The organism is Methylobacterium sp. Leaf100, assembly GCF_001422845.1.
GTDB lineage: Bacteria > Pseudomonadota > Alphaproteobacteria > Rhizobiales > Beijerinckiaceae > Methylobacterium.
This window is the reverse complement of record NZ_LMMW01000062.1, coordinates 1-20764: the sequence shown is the minus strand read 5'-3', so window position 1 is coordinate 20764 and position 20764 is coordinate 1. Positions and strand designations below refer to the sequence as shown.

Genomic DNA, 20764 nt, shown 5'->3' with positions numbered 1-20764 from the left:
CGCGGGGGCATTCATACACCCGATGCCGGTCAAACGACGTGGGCGGGTGCGAGGATGCAGGCGGTGTCGCTGCTGGTCTCCACCTGCAGGGTGGTGTGGCCGATGCCGAACCGTTCCTTGATGCCGACGGCCGTTTTCATGAGGAACTCGTCGTCGGGCCGGCCGCCAGGCATTAGGAGATGGGCGGTAAGGCATGTCTCCGTGGTGCTCATCGCCCAGATATGCAGGTCGTGGAGTGACGCGACCCCCGGAAGTCCTTCGAGGTGGCTGCGGACGGCGTCGGGGTCGATGCCCGGCGGGACGGCGGCGAGGGATAGCGTGAGGCTGTCGCGCAGGAGGCCCCAGGTGCTCCAGACGATAATGAAGACGATGGCGAGGCTGACGACGGGATCGAGCCAGGTCCATCCGGTGTAGAGGATCACGAGGCCGGCAATGACCACCCCGGCCGAGACGGCGGCGTCGGCGACCATGTGCAGGAACGCGCCCTTGATATTGATGTCCCCCTTGGCACCAGAGGCGAACAGCCAGGCGGTGATGCCGTTCACCAGGATGCCGACCGCCGCGACGATCATCACGGTCTTGCCGGCGACCGGGGCGGGCTCGCCGAAGCGCTGGATCGCCTCCCAGGCGATGGCGCCAACGGCCACCAGCAGGAACACCGCGTTGAACAGGGCCGCCAGGATCGAGGAGCCCTTCATCCCGTAGGTGTACCGCGCGCTCGGGGCGCGCTTGGCCAGCACCGTCGCGATCCACGCCACGACGAGACCGAGCACGTCCGAGAGGTTGTGTCCGGCATCGGCCAGCAGGGCCATCGAGTTCGCCAGCACCCCATAAGTGGCCTCGATGGCGACGAAGCCCACATTGAGGGCGATGCCAATTGCGAACGCCTTCCCGAAGCTCGCCGGGGCGTGGGAATGCCCGGGATGGTCATGGGTCGCATGGGCCTCATGGTCATGCGACCCGTGGTCGTGACCGGCGTGTGCGTCGTTCGTCGTCATGGTCGTCCTGTAGCGGTCTTCGACATTCAACGGGTTTGACCGGGGCTCACTTGGCCGGTGCGGGGAGCGTCGCGACGGCGTCTCTCTGGTGCTCGGTCCAGGCCTGCTGAAGAATTTGGATTGAGGAAGTCACGAAGATCTCGGCCATCACCGCCGCCACGATCAGGTCGGGCCACGCCATGACGGCACCCTTTAACCTTAGAGCCGCGACGACGATCATGAGTAAAGGTCCGCCCTCCGCTAGGTAGGCTTGCACTCGATTTGCGCGCCGTGAATTTTGGGGAGGCTCCTACGTGGCGGGCAGGAGGCTTTTTTTGGAACGTCGGTCGCATCGCCGCAGCCGGCAGTTGGTGATGATGGTGAAGGGGGACGGCGACCGAGGTCTGTAAGTCGTCTGGATGTGCCCGCACGAATGGCGGAAGGGTATGGTGCTGCATCCTCGGCGGGGGCGGTTAAGGGCCAGTTTCAAAGAGCCGTGTGCCCACACTATGGAATCGTCAGAACCGCCTGTCGACGCCAACATACACCCTTTATTGACGTCGGCGGCTGACCTGGGCGCATACTGATGTAGCCAGGGTCATCGATCTCAGCCGCTTGTTCTGCCAGATCGTCCCGAGCCACTGTTTCTAGCAGCCGTCGATAAAATCAGATGTCACAGGGTTCGATCACTGGCTGGATGAAGCGCAAACCTGCGGTGTCTGCATGGCGGAGAGCGTCGCTGCCGGCATCACTTAGCACGGAGACGCCATTCTGTCCGCGCTGATACCGCTTTGGAGCAGCAGGCAGGTTGAAGGCACATCACCTTTCTCACCTGAAGGGATTCGAGATCAACCGCCCTACCGAGCAAGCCAACCGACACCGCCTATATCGAGTTGTTCAACGGCCGCCCACGGGGAGAATGTCTGAACGCCTAGTGGTTCCTGTCGTTGACGGATTAGCGCGAAAGCATCGACGAATGGTGGCGCCAATATAACAAAAATCAACCTCACACGACCTCAGATAGCTTAACGCCAAATAATTCGGTGTCAATCATTTACATCTCGATTAATTTTATCCAGATCAGAAGAGGAACAGAGCTAATCTAAAGTTATGTCGGTCTATATTTGCACTTTTTCCACCATATTGAGACAAGCCGTTCTAACCCTTGTTTGCCAACCTAACTACGTGCCCCCACCAGGGCGCCGCCGCCTGCGACTAGATGACAAGGTTAGCACCTCATAAAGAAAACAATAGATTTTTACACGTTACCTGACATAAGCTCTTTAGATGCATCTGATACATAGGGCGAAGTTTCATCCAGGTCATGGAGGCGCCGGAAAAGCATAACTAGGCCCAAATTCGGGCCAGGAGGACCCCTGGGCATGGGAAGTGAGCCCGCAGTGCAACGGCCGCGCGACCGCTTTACCGACGACCTGTTCAACCCCGACGGGCTAAGTTACGCCAATGTCGAAGAACAGATCAAAGCCGAGAAAGAGGCAGCCCGGCAGGCCGCAAAGGCTAGGAAGCTTGAGCGTGCACGCGAAGTCTACGCGCGCAATCGTCTGATCCGCCTCGCGGCGGCGGCGGCGGCCGACTGAAAAGAGCAAGCCCGGCAAGCTGTAAAGCTCGCCGGGCTTTTTCCATGCCTGCAGGGCGGCGGCATCGCCTGTCTTGTCACGACTTAGCGACCATCGAACGCTTCAACGGCCGGTTTATGAGCTGTCGAAATCACCCCCCCCTTGGGGTCCCTTCCTTGGGCGGCTTGCTCGATTCGTATTTCCCCGATGGTGTTCATGGGTAAGCCGTGGAGATTGATGGACCTCCCATGGGAGCCCTCAAGGATCATGGCATCATCCCATATTTATTTGCATACCCCGCCAAGGCTCCTGGATGACCGCCAGGGCATACCCGAACACCCTGGGTCTCAGAGTGAAGGCAGACTGAAACTCATGGGCGTGTCATGGGAGAAAACGGACTTCGTATGGGCAAGACATGGGAGGAGGTAGGGTAAGTCTCGCGTTAACCTCAGGCGTTAAGGCTAGGCCCCTGTGAACACTGGTTAAATGCCTAAGCTGGGGGCACGTTTCGAATGTGCGGGCTCGCAGAGGTGCCGGGCCGCGCACGGTCGACACCATGCGGATAAAATGCCCCCCCGAACCAATCGCCCCCCCCAGGGGCATGACTTCCCCTTGGACTTCCATTGGAGGACCAAGCCTGCCTTCATCGCCGCCGCCGGCGTCAGCCTGATAGGCCACCCCCGGGCCCTTGAGGCCCGGAACTCTATAATGACGAGCCTCGTCCGCGCCGCCCTCGCGGGCCAGGGCGGCTGGGTCTCATACTCGCGGTCAAAAAGGTTCTACGAGCCCCTGTCCCGGTACGAAGGGACCGCGTACACGTACGACCGGGTCAAGGCGGCGGTGCAGGAGCTCCTGGACCTCGGCTTGATCGAAGAAGAGCGTGCGCTCCCCGGGCCCGCCTCGCACGGCTGGCAGTCACGCATGCGGGCTACCGACCGGCTCATCGCCGCCTTCAACGACTGCCCTTTCGAGCATGTCGGGCCAAGGGAGGTCATCGAGCTCCGGGACGTCGACGGCGAGCGCATGGCGTACACTGACACGGACAACACCCGGCGCCTGCGCAAGGTCATGGAAGCCCGCAACGAGGCCGCCAGCGCCATCCGCATCGAGATGCCCGAGGGCGACGGATGGCTCCACACGCCGGGGCACGTCCGCGCCCGGTCCGAGAAGACCGGCGGCTGGGTTGGCCTTCGCCCCACGCCAGCGCCCATCATGGTCCGGATCTACGGCCGCGGCCGGTGGGACATGCACGGGCGCCTGTACGGCTGGTGGCAGCAGCTCCCCCAGGCCCGACGCATCGAGCTCCTCATCAATGGCGAGGTGGCGTTCGAGGAAGACTGGAGCGCCTGTCACCCTAGGCTCCTCTACGCCATGGCCGGGAAAGTCCCCGTCGGCGAAATCTACGACGTGGACGGGTACGACCCGAGGCACGTCAAAGCGGCGCTCCTCACCGTCATGAACACGAGGACGACCTACGGCGGCATCCTGTCTCTCATGAAGCGGGAAGAGGACAGCCCAGGCGAGTGGCCGCACTCCCTCGACTACACGAAGGGCTTGATGAAAGCGGTCACGCACCGGCACGAGCCCATCGCCCATTTCCTCGGGGCCGACATGGGGGTCCGCCTGATGCACATCGAGAGCGAGATGTGCGTCGAGGTCCTCAAGAAGTCCGAGAAGGAGAACATACCGGCGCTGCCGGTGCACGATTCTTTCGTGACGCAGGCCTCGAAGGGGCCCCGAGTGACCGCCATCATGGCCGACGTCATGGATGCGACGTGCGCCGAGATAAACCCCTGTCAGACCTCAAGAAAGAGGGGATTCACCCCACATATGGGAGCGCGGGGTGCGCGGGCGGTTGGTTCCGGGTGTTGCGTGGGTTCTTCCGCCTCCGCGTCTCCTGAGGTCGTCAAGACTGAGGCGGTCTCCGTTCCTGTCTCGCCCGTGGCTTCTCCTACCCCTCGGCCCTTGCGCTGGGACCCGGCGGAGAGGCTTGAGGCGATGATCGCGTACCAGATCAAGACCGAGAGGATCTTGATGTCTGAGGAGCGGTGTGAGGGGATTTTCGAGGCATGGGAGCGGCGAGAGGCTAACGCTCGTGCAATCGCGAAATCGGTATGTGCGTACGAGAACGAAGCCGGAATTCGTGCCTTCCCGACGCACATCGTCCCCGACCGTATCGGTCCCAAGACAGCCTCCCTCAAGCGGGGGCGTAGCCCGAGGAAAGCTGGTTCCACGGTCAGGGGCCGGAGGCCTCGGGGATGCCTCAGTGAGGTCAGGGCGTAGCCTTCAGGATAGCCTCAGGGATAGGGGCCGGAGGCCTTAGGAGAGCCTCGTAGGATAGGGGCGTAGCCTCTAGGGTCACCCTATACCTTGCGGGGGCCGGAGGCCTCAGGAGAGCTTCCCAAGCTGTCAGGGGGGTAGCCAACCGAGATGACATTTTCCTTGTCAGGACCGTAGGTTACGTCGCTTCTCCCCTTGTACAATTCGTCTGAATTCGCTATCTTTTAGCTGTCTCCGCATGGGACGGGCGTTGCACCTCAACCCCCGAAACCCCGTCCCCCGCACCACGGAGGACGGGGTTTCTCGTTGTGGCTTGCCAGGGTCGAGCGCACCCTATGAGCATGTCCGCCGGCATCCCCTTGAACCCATCCCTCCCTGCCTCGAAGGCGACCCGTCGTGATGCGGACCGGGCGAGGAAACGCGCCGCCCGTCAGGCCCTTCGCGAGGCAGGCGCGCCTGACCCTCGCCAACTCGATGCGGCTATCGTCGACGCCCTTCGGGACGTTCTCCTGGCCTGCGCCAACGCGGTCGGGAACCGACCGGGGGAGCCCCTGGTGGCTAGCGTCGTGGATGCCAGGGAGGTCCTCCGCCTCGCCCTACGGGGTCTCCGGGGACGCGATAGCGGTGGCGTGCCCCTTCAGACGGAGGCGATACGTGCGGCCTTGGTGGCTCGTCTCGCGCCCCCTCAAGACGGGTCAGGGGCGTAGCCCAAGGGCATCCCTATGCCCAAGGGATGATCCGCACTCCGTCCCTCACCCCTGCACGATTTCATGCAGGGGCATGCCCGTTGGCGGTTTCGATGCCCTGCGTACCCGGAGGCCTCGGAGGGCCTGGGATCGTCCGTTGCACGGCCCCGGGGCAGGATCCCATTCGTGCGCTGGTCCGCACTGCCTCGCCCTCCCTGACCCCTCCTAAGGGGGGGCGACGGGAGGGCATCCCTTCCCGAGAACCCCGCGACAAAGGGCCAGATAGGGGGGGGTGGAGTGGGTCCCTCCTGGAGGGTTCGAAAGCAGGAGTCGCGGGTCCGAAGGCTGGCCCGGCACACACCAGAAATTTTTGGGTACGCACCCCGCGTACCGCCTGGATGATCAGAGGGTTACGGGTGCGCACCGACGTCCGTCTCAGGTACGCAGAGATCCAGTTCGCAGCCGTGCGTACCTTGCGCGGCTACGACCGCAACGCGCGTACGCACTCGGACACCCAAATCTCCCAGATCGGAGCCGCCATCGAGCGCTTCGGGTTCACGCAGCCTCTCCTCGTGGACGAGCACGACGTGGTCATCGCTGGGCACGGGCGCCTCGCCGCGGCCATGCGCATCGGGATGGACGAGGTACCCGTGATCCGCGTCACCGGCCTGTCCGAGGCGAAGCGCGCGGCCCTGGTGCTGGCCGACAACCGGATCGCCCTCAACGCCGGATGGGACGAGACCATGCTCGCGAAGGAGCTCCAGTCCCTCCAGGAGAGCATCGACGCTGGCGAGCTTGAATTCGAGTTGGGTGACCTCGGGTTCGGGGAGCAGGAGCTCAGGGATTACGCGGAGATCCTGGCGCCGCCACCGGAGGCCGAGGAGGCCCGGGACATCCAGGTGACGGACTAGCCCAGCGTGTGCCGGGCGGGTGAGACATGGATGTTGGGTCCCCACCGGTTCACCATCGCCGGGGCCAGTGCCAACGACCTCAGGGCCGCGGACACCCTCATCCTGGCCTGGGAGAGGCAGAACAAGGGAGAGGCCTCCCTCGCCGGCGGAGGCGTGACCTTCAAGGCGAAGGCCACCTCGCTGGGCATCGAGTTCAAGCGCCAGGACACCAAGGCCCAGAAGGCCCGGATGAAGGCTGACTGACCATGGCCGCCGGGGTCTCAGGACGCGCACTGGCCAAGGTCCTCGGGATATCCGAGGGGGCTGTGCGCAAGCTCAAGGACACCCGCCTCGTGGGCGCCAAGCTCCCGGGCGGCCTGTTCGATCCGGACAAGGCTAAAGCCTTGTACTCGGCCAACGTCGACCGGGCCATGCAGCGGGAGCGGCCTGGTGCCCAGACGGCCGTCGCGGCCCATGCGTCCGACGCGGAGCCCTCGGCATCAATGCCGGCCCCCGCCGCAGCGGGTCCAGACGTGACCAAGGCCCGGGCGTTCTGGACGTTCGAGAAGGCGAAGCGCGAACAGATCAAGCGGAAGAAGGACGAGGCGTCGTCCATCGAGAGGGCCCCGACCCTGGCCCTCGTCACGACCCTTGCCCGCGCATTCCGGGACGGGCTGTTCGGGTTCATCGACCGGCACTACGCCGAGATGGCGGCCGAGCTCGGGGTCGACCCTCACGTGCTCTACGAGGTCCTGACCCGGTACCTCCGGAGATACGTCGAGACGTCCATCGACCGCATCAAGGTGGCGCTCAAGTGAGGCTCGCCACCTGCTCCCTAGCGGTGGCGGCCGGCGCCATTCGCCTCCTGGATCCCGATGCCGTCGTCTCCGTCTTCTCCCCGGGGTCGGACCCCCCAGGCCATGGCCTCGCGGCCTCACCTGCGACTGTGCTTCCGTGACGTCGAGGCCCCGTCCCCGGGGGCACGGGATGCGTTCACCGAGCTTCAGGTTGCCGTGTTCCTAGACTTCGTTGCCAGGTCTCACGGCAACCTCCTGATCTACTGTCACGACGGCCTGTCCCGATCTCCCGCGCTGGCCATCGTTGCCCTCGCGGCCCGGGGGCGGGATCCCGTCGAGGCGTGCGCCCTGGTTCGTGCCGCGGTGCCGGAGGCCTCCCCGAACCGCCTGGTGCTGGCATTGGCCGGACGGACCCTCGGTGTCGACCTGGTGGCGGCCGCCTCGGGTTTCACCTTCCGCCGCGGCCCCGTGGGCGCCCTCGGTCGCGAGACCGGCCTGCGCAGGGTTCTGAAGTGAACCTGGCCCTCACACAGCCCCTCGCCAGCGAGGACATCGACCTCTCTAGCCTTCTGGGCTTCGACGGGGCCGAGGCCGTCATCGAGGCCTGGTGCACCGGAGCCGCCCCGGACCCGCGCGAGACGGTGTGGGAATGGGCCGACCGCGACGGCAACGTGATCCTGCCAGCCATCTCGGCGGCCGAGGCCGGAGCCTACGACAGCAGCCGCACGCCGTACCTCAGGGAGATCCTGAGCAACCTGCCCCCATGAGCCCGGTCATGACGACCATCCTCATGAAGGGCTCGCAGATCGGGGCCAGCCAAGCGGGCTTGGTCTTCCTCCTCTACTGCATCGCCGTCGGTGGTGGCCCGACCCTCGTCGTGGCCCCGACCATCGCCATGGCCGAGCTCTACTCGAAGCAGCGCCTCGACCCGATCATCGACGGGTGCGCACCGGCCCGGGCCAAAATCCCCCCGAACCGCGGCAAGAACTCGGGCAACACGCTCCGGCTCAAGACCTTCCCGGACGGCATGGTGCGCCTGACGGGTGCCAACTCGGCGAACGCCCTCAAGTCGATGCCAGCGAAGAACGCCATCTACGAGGAACCCGACGAGTTCGTCCCCGACCTGAAGGGACAGGGCAACGCCGTCGAGATGACCCGGCGACGCCTGACGACCTATGGGCGCCGTGCCAAGGAGTTCGCGAACTGCACCCCGACGCTCTCGTCCCGGACCATCATCGAGCCTCTGTTCAAGGGGGGCGACCAGCGGCTCCACCGCATGCCGTGCCCGCATGGTTGTGGGCATCGGACCGTTTTCTCGAAGGAGCTATTCCGGTTCGAGAAGGGGGGAACACGAGGGCGCGCATTTCGTCTGCGAGAACCCCGAGTGCGGCAAGCCTATCATGGAGGCCCGGCACAAGACGGCTATGATGGGCGCCGGGGTATGGGTGCCCCAGGTGGAGAACGCCCCCGAGGGGATGCCCCGGTCCTACTACCTGCCGGCCTTCTACTCGCCCGTGGGATGGGAATGGGCCGCCATCGCCAAGAAGATCGAGCAGGCCGAGGGTAACTACGAGCTCTCCAAGTCGGTCTGGAACCAGATCTACGGCCTGCCTTGGAGCGACGTCACCGAGACCCCGAACGCCGAGACGATCTGGGCCCGCCGCTCGGGGTACGTCTCGCGTCAGGTCCCGGCCGGGGTCTACTTCCTGTGCGCCGGCATCGACGTCGGCATCGACCACATCGAGATCGGTGTCTGGGGGTTCGGGAAGAAGAACCGCCGCTGGCTCATCGAGCACGTGCGCCTGCGCGGCCGCTACACCGACCCGGAGCTATGGGCCCGGGCGAAGGCTTTCCTCTATCGCCGCTACCTGCACCCGTCCGGGGCCGTGCTGTCCATCCGCAGGGCGGGGGTGGATCGTGGCAAGTGGCCCGACGTCGTCATGCCCTGGGCCATGCGACAGGACCCGGACTGGATCACTGCGTCCCGCGGCTCGGAGAAGATCGACGCCCCCGTCCTGAAGGAGAGCAAGTGGAGGCTCCAGTCGGCGGACGGCACGTGGTCCTCCGAGGAGGGCGTCAAATACTGGACGCTGGGCGTCGGGCATCTGAAATTGGAGCTCATGGGGCAACTCAACCTGCCTCGCCCGGCGCCGGGCGAGGACACCCCCCCGGGATATGTCGAGCTTCCGCAGGACACCGATCTCGCCTTCGTCGAGCAGCTTGTCTCGGAGGAATACGTCGAGATCAAATTCAAGGTCCGGGGCCGGCCGAAGATGGCTTGGCGCCCGATTGGTGACGCCCGTCACGAGGCCCTGGATACCTGCAACATCGCGCGTGCGATGGCGGAGCTCATCGGGTGGTCGACCTGGTCCGATGTCGAATACGGCCGTGAGGACCGCGCCCTCGCGAAGGCCGCCGACGAGATGCGCCTCTTGATGGGGAACCTCGCCCGCGAGCGCCATGCGGCCGGCGATACCCGCCCGGTCGCCGAGGAGGACGTCATGAGCAACATCGTCAGACCCATGATCTACGGTGGCACCGAGGACGCCGAGCCGGCGGGGGCGGATGTGCGCATCCGGGTCATCCAACGCGCTCCGAAGGCGGATGAGCCCCCCCTCAGATTCCGATTTCACCCAATCCCGAGCCCGCGAAGGAAGAGGATCCATTCGCCGGCATCGCATCCTCATGGGGAGGCTGGAGCGAGGAGGAGGGCTCCGGCGGGGGTGCCGGAATTGTCGGTTGCACGCCCGACAGCGACCCATTGCCCATGCCCGCAATGACGCGGACCGCACGGGACCAGGATGGCGACCTCTGACAGATGGCCTTCATCGTGAAAGGAGTGGGTCGGTCGAGGTGGATGGGGAGTGCTTCGGTCACGTGAAGCCGGGCAGCCTTGGCGATCAAGTTCACGCTGTCCACGAGCGCCGCTCGGATGTCGGCAGGGCCGAGCTCGTCCTTCTCGGGTGGGTCGGTTTTGACGGTGATCTGGAACATGCCGGCATCGTCCGACCCCGCCGTGAAACCGACGAGCCATCCCCAAAATCGGGTGCCCGCGGCCCCTTGGATTTTCGATGCATTGTCTAGGAGTAACGGGTAGGTGCGCCCCTTATCGCCTGAGCAATCCTCGGACACGTCCGCGGTCATCGTAGCCCAGGGAAACGGTAACTCTGGCGTGACGATCGCCTTGCCAGGGCGATCTGGAGCTGAATCTATGAGGGCCTGGACGCAGGGGGATCGACGATGAGCCGGCAGACCGACAACCTCCACCACGGCATGCATGGCGGGATGCTGGCTGTCGGCGTCGCTCTCGTGGCGGGCCAGCGTGCGCGTCGTGAAGCGCAGGCATGGGCTCAGGCAGACGCGGATGCCGAGACCGCGGTCCATCGCTTGGGGCAGGCTCTCCTCGCGTCCCGCCGTCGGGAAGCCGAGCTCTCCCGAGATCTCGCCGCGGCTCAGGCGGAAATCCGCGCCCTCCGCCTCGCCCGCCGGCTGTAAGAAATCTGACGTAGGGGGGGTTGTGCCTTTCCCCTGCGGACCGAATCTGGACCATTTGCGGACCACGAAAAAAGGGCCCGCCGGATGACCGGCGGGCCCTTTCGCATTCGGGGAGAGGGGGTGTCAGGCCACCTTTCTACGGCGGCCACGCTCCAGAGCGAGGCTGACCAAATTGGCGATCTCAATGTCCTCAGGATGGTCGGAAAGCGGACGCGTCCACGTCCATTTTGCGGATGTGTCCGCATTTGGCGCGGATGTGTCCGCAACGGGTGCCGGGGTCGTCTCACGACGGGCGTCCCGGGTGAGGGAGGGCAGGCCCTCGATGAGGTCGCCTGAAACGTGAGCCTCCGCCTCGTGCGGGAGGGCGGCAGCCAGCGTCACGAGCTCGGCATGCGACAGGCCCCGAGCCCATGCCAGGATGGGCTCGGGGAGGGTGGACGTGTCCGCCGCTGGCCCCCCGGCGACGAGGTGCCGGGCGTAGGAAACGAGAGGCACGCCAACCTGGTGGCGGGGAGCGGGGCCCCATGCCGGGGACGGGGCAACCGCGGGCGCGGGGGCATCGAGGTACGCCGCGGCCGCATCGGTGGCGGGCAGGACGGGGGTCGTGACACCCGTTGCGGACCGGACCGCACGGAGGACCCAGCGGCCACTCTCGAAGATGAGGGCGAAGACGGTGGCGATGGCGGCTGCGGCGAGGGCGGCGATACGGGCGAGGAAGCTCATGGGCGGTGGTCCTGTGCTGGGGGGTGACGATCTCGATTGTCCGGGTCGCCTCGCAATCGACAAATCAGGCCGGCGCGAAGAGGCTCTCGACGACCGCCCGCGGCAGCTGCTTATGGTGGACGCGGAGAAGCCGGAGAGCGTGACTCGCCTGCGCCACGTCGAGCTCCGGCAAGGCGGCGAGGACGTGCCCATCGAGCGTCGTGCTCTTGCTCCAGCCGATGTCATTTTGGACCATGGCCCGGTCTTGATCGTCCGCGGTGATCAGTCGGACAGCTGCCAGGGCGGCCTCCCGAACCGCGGGCAGGGCGGCCAGATTCTGCTCGGGTGGATGCAGCAGGGCGACCTTGTCCTCGGACCTCAGCACGTTTGCCGCGGCGCGCTTGACCATCGCCAGAAGTCGCATTGCATCCGCGACGTCGAGGTCCGGACGCTGGAGGAGCCCCTGCGCCTCGTCGACGTCAATCCGGCGTGCCCAGGACCATCCGCGCTCCTTGAGTGACCGCGTCGCCTCGTCCCGTGCCCGTGCAACGAGATCGGCGATCCGTTGCGCCTCCGCGGCCGCCGCTGCGGCCCGGGTCGCCTCCCTGGCGGCGACCCGGGCCGGGATGCCGTCGATTGCGATTTGGACGGCGTCCATGTCGTGATCGGGCGCCTGCCAGAACGAAACGTCTCGCCCCTCACACGTGATGCCGAGTGCTGAGAAATCAGTCACGCCCGCGGCCATCGCTTCTTGGCATTCAGGCGTCCGGACGGCTCGGCTGCGGTACCGCAGGCCAACACGCGTGTAGTGCAGCTGCCCGGACTGCCACTCCAGTCCCCACCAAGCGGGCGGCTGCACGTAAGGGGGGGGCGGCGTCGTATGGGCCATGAGCGATCCTCGAATCTGCGGATCTGAGTAATGTAGCAATCCTATTTCGTATCACAACCGAAACCCATCAGGGTCTTTCGACAACACCGGACCACGATTTCGACAACGATTTGAACAACAGCCTGTTGTTGAAACTGTTGTTCAAATGGCAAGAAGCCTGAAACTATCGCTCTGGTTGTATAACATCAAAGGCATAATTTGGGAGACCCTGGAAATTCTCGTATGGGTTGCGATATAATATTCTCGGCGGATTCGCGGAGGATGGGATGGATGGTCGAGTTGACGGAGGGGGACGTCCGAACGTTGCTTCGCGGGGCATGCCGCCGGGCCGGCTCGCAGGACGCTTGGGCACGTCGGACGGGGCTCTCGCCGCAGCACGTGTCAGACGTGCTACTGGGGCGGAGGGAGCCGGCTGGGCAGGTACTGAGAGCTCTAGGGCTCTCGCGACGGGTGAGGTACGTCGAGACGGCCTCAGAGGGCCCAAGCGATTTTGCCGGATCCCAAGATCGAGGTGCGAGGAGTACCTCGATCTCGGGATGACCTACCGCCAGATCGCCGCGCGCGAGGGGTGGGATGAGAAGACCATCGCCACCCACTGCCGCGGCCTCGGGCTCACATCTCAGCCGCGCCAGCCGGTTGTCACGCTGCCAGACGTCGAGAGCGCGCGTGAGGGCCGGGAGACTGTCCGAGAGGTCGCGGACCGGCTCGGCGTGACGATCCAAGCAGTGCATCAGTGCGCGTACCGTCACGGCACGAGGATCCCCCGTCGCCCCTCCCGGATCACATATGAAGTGATGCGAGAGATCGTCCTCTCTCGTGCCCCGATTTCGCATGCTGCCGAGGGTCTGGGTGTCACGCGCGAAACGCTCTACCGCCGCGCCGGGCAACTTGGTCTGCCCGGCGACCGCCGCGGCCGGACGCTGCTCCGCCGCCGGGAGGGGGGGGTCTGATGTGCGATCTCATCGAGAACCTGCAGGGACTCGGGTTCGCCCAAGTCCGGGCCCGCCTGACGCAGGCACGGGCCGCCGCGCGGGCCCTGATCGACGACCCAGAGATCCCGGAGATCCGGCGCGAGCATCTCGCGGTTGCGCTGGATGACGCAGATGCCCGCCTGCTCGACATGGCCCGCAACATCCTGTTCCACCTCGCCGGCGAGATCGAGGCCGCGGGCGAGCCCGTCGAGGAACGCGTTGACCTGGACGCAAACAGGTCACCCGAGGAGCGTGCGGTGGTCGTGGGGATCCTCGACGATCTCCTTGCCGAGGATGGCCCGTCCCCCGATCCGGTCGCGTCCGGGATGCCTCGGCCTCTGCCGCCGCCGCCGCTTCCGCCGGGAGCCCGGGGCGCACCCACCAGAATCTAGACGCCGCATTTCGAGGCCTGGGCGCCCGGCTAGGGGCGCATTTCCCGCAGCCCTTTCACCGACAGGACCACGCATCATGCGTATCAAGACCTTCGACCACCGGCCCGTGCAGGCCATCATTCGCGGCTCGCTCGACCGCTGCTTCGACAACCGCTCGAACGAGTACCGGGCCGCCGTCATCATGGAAGGCTTGTTTGAAGCCGGCTTCGAGATCGTCCCGAAAGCCAGGCCTGCGGCCGCTGCGTTCAATTCTCTTGGGGCGATGCCCGTGAAGGTGGTCGTATTCGAGGAGCCCGACGACGTTTCTGAGGCCCCAACCCTTGCCCCCAGGGATGTCCACACCCTGCCGGGCGGCCGCAAGGCCTCTGTCATGACGCTCAACGAGAAGCGCATCCTCCAGGCTATTGCCCAGGAGAGCTGGGCAAGGCTCTCGACCCGCGAGTTCGAGACGTACAAGCAGTGCCTCAGTGATTGGTCGGAGGGCGAAGCATCGGGTCCCCGCAGCGGCTACCACGAGGCGCTCGCTCTCATCCGTGCCGGTGAGACGTCCGCGGTCGCCATCGCTGCGGCCCTGGGGGGTGACGGGCGGACGGGTGAGGAGGGGGACGTTTGGGCACTCTACGATGCCCGTCACCGCACCCGGGCACGCTACGATTACAAGGCCGACCCCGACCTGCAGCGGCCCATCAACGCCGCCCAGGGTTAGTCATCTATGACCCTGGGCGCTCGCATTTGAGCGCCCAGGGAGCCGCCTTGGTTCAGAGCTTGATCGTAAAACTGGCATGCTCTGAAGCGGAACGCAAACGCACATGCCCAAGACTAATATGTATCCGTATGTTTACGACCCGAGTTACACAAAATACATTTCCAGATATTGGACGCCACCAAGGGTTCAGAAGAAAGCGGAGTGGCAAAACGCTTGCCGAAACGCGTTCTCGGGCCTCGATATCGCGGACCGCGAGTTCGTCCGTGCATCTGCTTTTATATTATCTGATAAAGACGATTCTTGGACCAAGGGTCGCCTGAGACATCGATTCAATCGTCTGCGAGTACGTATAACTACATTGAGAAGTGAATTTGTACGTTTGTATCCTATGACATTCTACCATGGTATACAGAACTGTCCATGGCGGGAGCGGCATTCACTGACACGCCCGCTGGAAGGGCCGGAGCGGCGCCTGAATTTAATTTGCAGGCTCGCACTCCCCGGTTTGTCGAGATGGCTCGGCCGGCCTCTGCGGTACGTCATTGAAAGCGGCAGGCATCACATGCCCGGCGACGCGTGTGTGTGGCCCGACATCATTTGCATCGTCCCCGGCCCGGGGTTCCTTACCGTCATTGTCCGCCGGGGCCTGCATCACCCCCCGCCGTCGAGCACGATCTATCCGATGTCGGCCGTCGGTCCCCAGGAGGGCAGTGACGGCGTATGGCTCGCAAGGGGTTCCTGGATCTCGAAACGACATCGCGACCGGCCGCCGACGGAGGGCTGGTTTGCCTGGTCATACGTGCCCGGTCCGAGCGGTGAAATCGAATTTCTCGTGCAGGGCGGCAGTGCGAAAGTGGCGCTCCGTCGATTTTGGGCGATCTACGATGCGACTGTGGTCGTGCCCACCTGGCATGGCAAGACGCCAGCGGACAGGCACCTGGCCTGGCTCCCTCCCGAGCCAGCCCCCCTCGACCTGACCGCCGAGGACGAGGAGGCCCTGGAGGGGCTAGAGGGCATCTGTGTGTAGCTGTCACCGTGTGAGGACGCGTTCCTCCGGCTGCGTGTCACTCGCGGCCATGCGTTCGAGGATCTGGCTGAGGGTCACCGGGCGGTACGACCACACGTCGACCCCGACATCCTGTGACTGGGTCGTGCCGGGCAAGAGCCCATGCGTGTGCCCGAAGAGGTGGAGCGACCCCCGATAGGCACGCGGCCACGAACGCATGGGGTAGTGGCAGAGCACGACGTGGCGGTCCTCGACGGAGATCTCCCTGATCCCGTCGTGCTGCTCCGCCCAACCGAGCTTGCGATTCTTGCGGTCATGATTCCCGGCGATGAGGATCTTGCGGCCGTTCAATCTCCGGAAAATCTTGCCGGCATACTCGGGCGTCGAGAGCGCGAAATCGCCGAGATGGTAGACCGTGTCCCCGGGCTGGACGGTCGAGTTCCAGGCCTCGATGAGCATCGCATCGTGCTCCTCTATACTGGCGAACCCAGGGCGCAGACCATGAAGAATTGAGGCATGCCCGAAATGGGTGTCCGCAGTGATGAAGTTGGCCATGACGGCCTCCATAAAATGGAGGCCGGCGCGCGCGCTCAGGTCCTCCTCAGGTGACGGGAAGGGGGGCGAATGCCCGGGTTTTTCGCGACATGGGGGAGGCCTCGGGGGCGGGGTGAATCTGGACGATCGCAGCTCGCCGAGAGGTGGGCAAGCGCGACGTTTGCGCAGGGTAAAGAAATCCCTGGCCTCAATTTGGGATCGACTCCCGGCCTCGTTTGTTCTTCATTCGTTCTCATGAGCGAATCGATGGAGACAGTCGTGGACGAGATGGAACGCGCCTATCTGGATGCCTGCGACGGTGACGCGCGGGATGCCCTGCGCCGGGCCCTGGGCGATGCCCTCCAGGAGCTCGCGGCCGTGGACCGACAGGTCAGCCGGGGTTTCGTGCGGGCGGGCAAGCCAGCGGATCTCGCCCGCAAGCTGGGACCTGAACGACGCGCCCGGCAGGGTCAGGGGGCGGTTGGCTGAGCCCTCCCGGGGCCTCGCTTCGTGCGTTCCCTCGTGACCGGTGCCGGCAGCGCGGCCAGCGCGGCCCGCTCGTTCTCGTAGGCCTCCAGCACCGCATCGACCCACAGGGCCATGCCCTCCGACTTGAGGGGTATCCGTTGGCTCCGGTCGTAGTGAAGGCGCGTGACGGCGGAGCGGCGGTCGCGCTCGTCCTCGGTCACTCCGGCCTCGTGGTCCAGGATCGCGGACGCGGCCCCGCCCAGGCGATGGTCCGAGAGGAACGTCGTGATCGCCCGGCGGACGTCATGCAGCGTCCAAGGCCGGATGCCGTGGATCCCGAAATAATCGACCAGCGGCCGCGCGGTGACCGTCGACCCCGTCACCTTCTTCCCCCGCAGCCGGTAGAGGAGCGCGTTCAGGGCACCCTGGCCGACATGGCCGTCCCCCCGGATCGACGGGAAAAGCCAGCGATTCGTCTCACGGTCGGGATCCTCGGCAAGCACCCGGTCGATCACGTACCAGGCGCCCGGGGGGAGGGGGAGCACAAACGGGCGATCTTCCTTCATGACCCCGGCGCTCCATGTCACGGCGCGCCAACCCGGTCCCGGCACGCCGGCGTCCTCGGGGATGGGGGCAACGTCCAACCGTGCGGTCTCCGCGACGGCGCCCGTGCGCTGGCCCGTGAGGACAGTGAACCACAGCATCGCTAGAGTGCCCGGCGCGGTCGCGTGTTCCGTCTGACCGAGTGTCCGGTATCTCTCCGCGACGGCCAGGGTCCGGGCGAGCTCGTCGATCTCGGGCGCGTGCCTGCGCTTGCCCGGCTTGTATCGGATCGTCCACTGGTCTCGCCAGAGCGGCCACTTCTCAGTCGCCTTCGCCATGCCGGACACGCCGCTATGGTTCGACCAGGCCCAGTCGAGCATCTCCCGTCCCTGGCGTACGGCCCGGGCGGCCGCGCTGCGCGAGTTCGCGGCGATGATCTCGTTCCGGATACCCTGCAGGTCGGTGGCCGTGACCTCACGGACGGGGCGGCGGGCGATCCGGTCGAATGCCTTGTGGCGCAGGTACGAAGCGTATGCGGGGAAGTACCCAGGGTCGAGGTCCGGCCGCTTCTCCTCAAGGAACAGATCGACGAGGTCCCGCCATTCCCACGGGCCGTGCCGCCGCCGGTCCTCGTCGCTCTGCCGTTCTACCTCCACCGGCCAAGCCGCGTCCGCCGAGGTCTCGTGGTCGCCGCCGGTCGTGACCATGGCATGCGCGTAGACGGCGACGTCCTGCCGGGGGTCCCGCCCATCCTTCACGTCCAGCCGGGCCCGGGCGGCCGCCTCACGCGCCGCGGCGACCGAGACGGAAGCCATGTCCCCGAGGCGGAGGGTCGACATGCGGAGCTTGAGGATCCAGTTGCCGGCCGCCGGCGTCACGCGGAGCACGAGCCCCGGGAAGGCGTCGTCGCAGAAGTCGATCCCGCGGCCGGGGACGGTCCCGCTATCGATCATCCGGCGCGCCTTCTTCAGGTGCTCCGCCGTCAGCCGCGCCCGCTCCCGTGCGTATGTCCCCCGCGATGCCGCCATGTCCGTCTCCGTGGATACCGCATGGATACCGCACGTCCGAAACGCGGCCGCAAGAGTCCCCGGGAACGGTCCACCGGGAAAAGCCATGCAGGATTAACGGTTTGCGCGGGAAGCGCCGGGGAGGTGGCGAGGCGGAAAGCCCGGGGGATCGTCCTTCCAAGCTGAATACCCGGGTTCGATTCCCGGTACCCGCTCCACTCCCTTCGCGTTTGACACCAATCACTTAGCCCACTGGGCATCCCCGTTCGCGGGACTATCTCACGGGCCCAGCTCACATAGCCGTGATGTTTCGGGACTTGAGACGGGGAGGGGACGCGGCGCAGAGCGCACCCGACGACGATCTGCGCCGAGGCACCTGGCGAAATCCGGGTTTCGGCTTTCTACGGCAGCTCTGTGGGCGAAATGGAAGCCCCTCAGGTCGCTCGTCTTCGGCACCGGCAGCCCAGAGCGCGCTCACCGCCCATGAACAGTCGGAGGCGCACCTCACCTCACCGTGCCCCTCGACGCCGTAGCCGGGCCGTGGTTCCTAAGGGAACCGGCCGTCGTAGAGCTGGGCTCGGGAGGGGACATGCTGATTGGCCGCGCCATCGCCGCCACGCTCGGCTGCGCGCTTTGGATTGCGCCCGCGCAGGCACGCATCGTCGGCATCGACATCACCACGGTCGAACCATTCGCCGAGGGAGCGGAATTCGGAACCGCCGGCGCCTACGAGCGTCTCGTCGGGACCGCCCGAGGCGAACTCGATCCGGCAGATCCATCGAACGCCGGCATCGTCGACATCGCGCTCGCGCCGCGGAACGCCCGAGGAATTGTCGAGTACAGAACCGACCTCTTCATCCTGCGTCCCAAGGATCCCGCCCGCGGCAGCGGCACGCTGCTGTTCGAGGTGCTGAACCGCGGCCGCAAGTTCCTGTTCAACTGGGTCTTGGATGCCCCCGCCCAGGCGGTGCAGGCCGTCAACGATCCACGCACCGCCGCCGATGCGGGGACCGGCCTGGTTCTCCGGCGGGGCGATACCATCGTCTGGTCCGGCTGGGAGGCGGACGCCCTGCGCCAGCAAGGCGGCATGGCCATCGACGTCCCCGTCGCCACGCGCAACGGCAAACCCATCGTCGAGACCGTCCGCGACGAGCTCGTCAGCGCGACGCGCGGGCCGGCCGAGGCCCCGTTCTACCTCACGTTCAGGACGGCCAGCTCGGACAAGACGCACGCGCAGCTCACCGTCCGCCGCCGGGAGAGCGATCCGCCCCGACCGGTGCCGGCCGAGGCCTGGCACTACGTCACGCCGCGTCAGCTCGAGCTACTTCCGAAGGGTACGAAGCCGCTCCCGGGATCCATCTACCAGTTCACCTACACGGCCACGGAACCGAAGGTGCTCGGCATCGGCTTCGCCGCCACCCGCGACGTGGTCGCCTACCTGCGCGGCGCCCCCGAAGGCGGAGTTGCCACGGCCGCCGGCGCGATCCGCCACGCCGTCGCCCTCGGCGTTTCGCAGAGCGGGCGCTACCTGCGCGATTTCATCCATCAAGGCTTCAACCGCGACGAGGCCGGCCGCCGGGTCTTCGACGGCGTGCTGTCGCACATCGCGGGAGTCGGCGGCATCTTTCTCAATGCCCGCTTCGGCCAGCCCTCGCGCACCAACACGCAACACGAGGACCACTTCTACCCGGAGAACGCTTTCCCGTTCTCCGCCGCTCAGCAGCACGACCCTGTCACGGGACGAACCGGCGCGCTCCCACGCGGCGACGGCTTCGATCCCCTCCTGATCGAGGTGAACACCGGCACCGAGTACTGGCAGAAGGGTGCCTCGCTGCTGACGACAGATCCCCTCGGCCGCACCGACGTGCCCCTGCCGGACACGGCGCGTGCCTTTCTGGTCTCGAGCGGCTTTCATTACGGCCGCGCCGGTCTGGCCTCGACCAAGGGAGCGTGCACCAACCCGCGCAGCACCCTCAACCCGGCCCCGGCGGTCCGAGCGCTCCTCGTAGCCCTCGAGGACTGGGTCACGTCCGGCAAGACCCCGCCGGACAGCCGCGTCCCCCGTTTGTCGGACGGCACCCTGGTCGAGGCCGCCGGCATCGGCTTTCCGTTCCTCGTCGGAGTGCCTGTTCCGACGGCGCCGAACGCCCTCGCGCGGTTCGACACCTATGTCGATCCGCGGCCCGAGAGCGGGCCGCAGTACCGGCCCCTCGTCCCGCGCGTCGATGCGGACGGAAACGATGTGGCAGGCATCCGCCTTCCCGCCGTGGCGGCGCCGCGCGCGACCTTTACGGGCTGGAACCTCTATGCCGATCCGTTTCCAGCGGGTGTCCTCTGTGACCGCGAAGGCAGCCAGCTCCCCTTCGCACGCACCCGGGCGGAGCGGGTGGCGACCGGGGATCCGCGCCCCTCGATCGAAGAGCGCTACGCCGATCCGGACGCCTACGTCGCGGCCGTCACGAAATCCGTCGACGCCCTCGTGTCGGATCGCCTCTTGCTTCGAGAGGACGGCGATCGCCTGATCGCAGCGGCACGGCAGGAAGCAGTGCCCTAGCCGGTCGAGGCCGAGCCCCACTGCAGCGGTGGCGGCCCGCAGAGCTCGCCACGACTGAACGGTCGGGCAGATCTCGACTTGGTTGAGGCCGGCCATTCTCAGGCTGGGACGGCAGGCTTCCAGGCTTGCCACCGCCCCAAGAGGGTTGACCTCCCAGCCTTCGACCGAGTCGTTGATCCGCCTGAACTAGAGGCTGTTATGAACCGGCCGCGAGTTGAGCGGCCTGTTTGAGCATGAGGCAGACGAAGGCGACGATGTGGAGATCTGCGAGCGTGCTGGGATAGCGCTCG

The 20764-nt window shown here is 66.0% G+C and carries 22 protein-coding genes and 1 pseudogene; 16 read left to right on the top strand and 7 right to left on the bottom strand.

The genetic code is table 11. From position 1 onward, the window contains the following. Positions 1–29: 29 nt before the first annotated feature. Positions 30–998 (bottom strand): cation diffusion facilitator family transporter, encoded by a 969-nt coding sequence (locus ASF25_RS20115; RefSeq protein ID WP_018044279.1) that lies wholly within the window; start codon positions 996–998, stop codon positions 30–32. Between the two features lie 46 nt (positions 999–1044). After that, on the bottom strand, positions 1045–1218 hold the full coding sequence (locus tag ASF25_RS23315; RefSeq protein WP_018044278.1) for a hypothetical protein: 174 nt from the start codon (positions 1216–1218) through the stop codon (positions 1045–1047). Positions 1219–2359: 1141 nt separating this feature from the next. On the opposite strand from ASF25_RS23315, the gene ASF25_RS22345 reads away from it, so the two are divergent. From ASF25_RS22345 to ASF25_RS20065, 10 genes are all read left to right on the top strand, one after another. Further along, positions 2360–2575 carry a hypothetical protein gene (locus ASF25_RS22345; protein ID WP_082479311.1) on the top strand — a complete coding sequence of 72 codons (216 nt, stop codon included), beginning with the start codon at positions 2360–2362 and terminating at the stop codon, positions 2573–2575. Positions 2576–3166: 591 nt separating this feature from the next. Continuing rightward, positions 3167–4837: a hypothetical protein gene (locus ASF25_RS20110; protein ID WP_238254266.1), complete on the top strand. Its 1671-nt coding sequence runs from the start codon at positions 3167–3169 to the stop codon at positions 4835–4837. 1099 nt (positions 4838–5936) lie between these two features. Beyond that, positions 5937–6431, top strand: coding sequence for a ParB/Srx family N-terminal domain-containing protein (locus tag ASF25_RS23130; RefSeq protein ID WP_056306595.1), 495 nt, complete (start codon positions 5937–5939; stop codon positions 6429–6431). Positions 6432–6461: 30 nt separating this feature from the next. Continuing rightward, positions 6462–6674 carry a hypothetical protein gene (locus ASF25_RS20095; RefSeq protein WP_056306594.1) on the top strand — a complete coding sequence of 71 codons (213 nt, stop codon included), beginning with the start codon at positions 6462–6464 and terminating at the stop codon, positions 6672–6674. 62 nt (positions 6675–6736) lie between these two features. Further along, positions 6737–7228, top strand: a complete 492-nt coding sequence (locus tag ASF25_RS23310; RefSeq protein WP_210168835.1) for a hypothetical protein — start codon at positions 6737–6739, stop codon at positions 7226–7228. A gap of 102 nt (positions 7229–7330) precedes the next feature. Continuing rightward, the gene (locus tag ASF25_RS20085; protein WP_056306592.1) at positions 7331–7723 is read left to right on the top strand and encodes a hypothetical protein; all 393 of its coding nucleotides are present in this window, start codon (positions 7331–7333) and stop codon (positions 7721–7723) included. Beyond that, on the top strand, positions 7720–7974 hold the full coding sequence (locus ASF25_RS23015; RefSeq protein WP_056306591.1) for a hypothetical protein: 255 nt from the start codon (positions 7720–7722) through the stop codon (positions 7972–7974). Before ASF25_RS20085 ends, ASF25_RS23015 begins: the two co-directional genes overlap by 4 nt. Positions 7975–7982: 8 nt before the next feature. Further along, positions 7983–8774: a phage terminase large subunit family protein gene (locus ASF25_RS23830; RefSeq protein WP_162239285.1), complete on the top strand. Its 792-nt coding sequence runs from the start codon at positions 7983–7985 to the stop codon at positions 8772–8774. Further along, a complete protein-coding gene (locus tag ASF25_RS20070) occupies positions 8683–9987 on the top strand; it encodes a terminase gpA endonuclease subunit (protein ID WP_200927326.1) in 1305 nt (434 codons plus the stop codon). Before ASF25_RS23830 ends, ASF25_RS20070 begins: the two co-directional genes overlap by 92 nt. Before the next feature lie 460 nt (positions 9988–10447). Continuing rightward, on the top strand, positions 10448–10702 hold the full coding sequence (locus ASF25_RS20065; RefSeq protein WP_056306588.1) for a hypothetical protein: 255 nt from the start codon (positions 10448–10450) through the stop codon (positions 10700–10702). A 123-nt stretch (positions 10703–10825) separates the two neighbouring features. Here the strand turns inward: ASF25_RS20065 and ASF25_RS20060 are convergent, their stop codons facing one another. Both ASF25_RS20060 and ASF25_RS20055 read right to left on the bottom strand, forming a co-directional pair. Then, positions 10826–11425 (bottom strand): hypothetical protein, encoded by a 600-nt coding sequence (locus ASF25_RS20060; RefSeq protein ID WP_056306587.1) that lies wholly within the window; start codon positions 11423–11425, stop codon positions 10826–10828. A gap of 64 nt (positions 11426–11489) precedes the next feature. Next, the gene (locus ASF25_RS20055; RefSeq protein ID WP_244473117.1) at positions 11490–12062 is read right to left on the bottom strand and encodes a hypothetical protein; all 573 of its coding nucleotides are present in this window, start codon (positions 12060–12062) and stop codon (positions 11490–11492) included. A 767-nt stretch (positions 12063–12829) separates the two neighbouring features. On the opposite strand from ASF25_RS20055, the gene ASF25_RS20050 reads away from it, so the two are divergent. From ASF25_RS20050 to ASF25_RS20035, 4 genes are all read left to right on the top strand, one after another. Then, positions 12830–13243, top strand: a complete 414-nt coding sequence (locus ASF25_RS20050) for a hypothetical protein (protein WP_056306585.1) — start codon at positions 12830–12832, stop codon at positions 13241–13243. Continuing rightward, a complete protein-coding gene (locus ASF25_RS20045) occupies positions 13243–13656 on the top strand; it encodes a hypothetical protein (RefSeq protein ID WP_056306584.1) in 414 nt (137 codons plus the stop codon). The genes ASF25_RS20050 and ASF25_RS20045 overlap by 1 nt, the downstream gene beginning before the upstream one ends. 76 nt (positions 13657–13732) lie before the next feature. Next, on the top strand, positions 13733–14362 hold the full coding sequence (locus ASF25_RS20040; protein WP_018044273.1) for a hypothetical protein: 630 nt from the start codon (positions 13733–13735) through the stop codon (positions 14360–14362). Positions 14363–14924: 562 nt separating this feature from the next. Next, on the top strand, positions 14925–15389 hold the full coding sequence (locus ASF25_RS20035) for a hypothetical protein (RefSeq protein WP_018044272.1): 465 nt from the start codon (positions 14925–14927) through the stop codon (positions 15387–15389). Between the two features lie 3 nt (positions 15390–15392). Here the strand turns inward: ASF25_RS20035 and ASF25_RS20030 are convergent, their stop codons facing one another. Beyond that, positions 15393–15935, bottom strand: coding sequence for a metallophosphoesterase family protein (locus ASF25_RS20030; protein ID WP_018044271.1), 543 nt, complete (start codon positions 15933–15935; stop codon positions 15393–15395). A 234-nt stretch (positions 15936–16169) separates the two neighbouring features. Here ASF25_RS20030 and ASF25_RS20025 point away from each other — a divergent pair, with 234 nt between their 5' ends. After that, positions 16170–16391, top strand: a complete 222-nt coding sequence (locus ASF25_RS20025) for a hypothetical protein (RefSeq protein ID WP_238206022.1) — start codon at positions 16170–16172, stop codon at positions 16389–16391. Here the strand turns inward: ASF25_RS20025 and ASF25_RS20020 are convergent. Then, on the bottom strand, positions 16373–17941 hold the full coding sequence (locus tag ASF25_RS20020) for an integrase arm-type DNA-binding domain-containing protein (RefSeq protein WP_056306583.1): 1569 nt from the start codon (positions 17939–17941) through the stop codon (positions 16373–16375). The genes ASF25_RS20025 and ASF25_RS20020 overlap by 19 nt on opposite strands. A gap of 568 nt (positions 17942–18509) precedes the next feature. On the opposite strand from ASF25_RS20020, the gene ASF25_RS20015 reads away from it, so the two are divergent. After that, a complete protein-coding gene (locus tag ASF25_RS20015; protein ID WP_056306582.1) occupies positions 18510–20474 on the top strand; it encodes an alpha/beta hydrolase domain-containing protein in 1965 nt (654 codons plus the stop codon). A gap of 196 nt (positions 20475–20670) precedes the next feature. On the opposite strand, the pseudogene ASF25_RS23825 reads toward ASF25_RS20015, so the two are convergent. Beyond that, a pseudogene (locus ASF25_RS23825) lies at positions 20671–20764 on the bottom strand (IS5/IS1182 family transposase); the annotation flags it as partial.

Bases quoted from the DNA above. Each gene is read 5' to 3' on its own strand.
- ASF25_RS20055 (WP_244473117.1), bottom strand. From the start codon at position 12,062: ATGGACGCCGTCCAAATCGCAATCGACGGCATCCCGGCCCGGGTCGCC.
- ASF25_RS20095 (WP_056306594.1), top strand. From the start codon at position 6,462: ATGTTGGGTCCCCACCGGTTCACCATCGCCGGGGCCAGTGCCAACGAC.
- ASF25_RS20070 (WP_200927326.1), top strand. From the start codon at position 8,683: ATGCCCCGGTCCTACTACCTGCCGGCCTTCTACTCGCCCGTGGGATGG.
- ASF25_RS20045 (WP_056306584.1), top strand. From the start codon at position 13,243: ATGTGCGATCTCATCGAGAACCTGCAGGGACTCGGGTTCGCCCAAGTC.
- ASF25_RS20065 (WP_056306588.1), top strand. From the start codon at position 10,448: ATGAGCCGGCAGACCGACAACCTCCACCACGGCATGCATGGCGGGATG.
- ASF25_RS22345 (WP_082479311.1), top strand. From the start codon at position 2,360: ATGGGAAGTGAGCCCGCAGTGCAACGGCCGCGCGACCGCTTTACCGAC.
- ASF25_RS20085 (WP_056306592.1), top strand. From the start codon at position 7,331: ATGGCCTCGCGGCCTCACCTGCGACTGTGCTTCCGTGACGTCGAGGCC.
- ASF25_RS20060 (WP_056306587.1), bottom strand. From the start codon at position 11,425: ATGAGCTTCCTCGCCCGTATCGCCGCCCTCGCCGCAGCCGCCATCGCC.
- ASF25_RS20040 (WP_018044273.1), top strand. From the start codon at position 13,733: ATGCGTATCAAGACCTTCGACCACCGGCCCGTGCAGGCCATCATTCGC.
- ASF25_RS20015 (WP_056306582.1), top strand. From the start codon at position 18,510: ATGCTGATTGGCCGCGCCATCGCCGCCACGCTCGGCTGCGCGCTTTGG.
- ASF25_RS20050 (WP_056306585.1), top strand. From the start codon at position 12,830: ATGACCTACCGCCAGATCGCCGCGCGCGAGGGGTGGGATGAGAAGACC.
- ASF25_RS20025 (WP_238206022.1), top strand. From the start codon at position 16,170: ATGGAGACAGTCGTGGACGAGATGGAACGCGCCTATCTGGATGCCTGC.
- ASF25_RS23830 (WP_162239285.1), top strand. From the start codon at position 7,983: ATGACGACCATCCTCATGAAGGGCTCGCAGATCGGGGCCAGCCAAGCG.
- ASF25_RS23315 (WP_018044278.1), bottom strand. From the start codon at position 1,218: ATGATCGTCGTCGCGGCTCTAAGGTTAAAGGGTGCCGTCATGGCGTGG.
- ASF25_RS20035 (WP_018044272.1), top strand. From the start codon at position 14,925: ATGCCCGGCGACGCGTGTGTGTGGCCCGACATCATTTGCATCGTCCCC.
- ASF25_RS20020 (WP_056306583.1), bottom strand. From the start codon at position 17,941: ATGGCGGCATCGCGGGGGACATACGCACGGGAGCGGGCGCGGCTGACG.
- ASF25_RS20030 (WP_018044271.1), bottom strand. From the start codon at position 15,935: ATGGAGGCCGTCATGGCCAACTTCATCACTGCGGACACCCATTTCGGG.
- ASF25_RS20115 (WP_018044279.1), bottom strand. From the start codon at position 998: ATGACGACGAACGACGCACACGCCGGTCACGACCACGGGTCGCATGAC.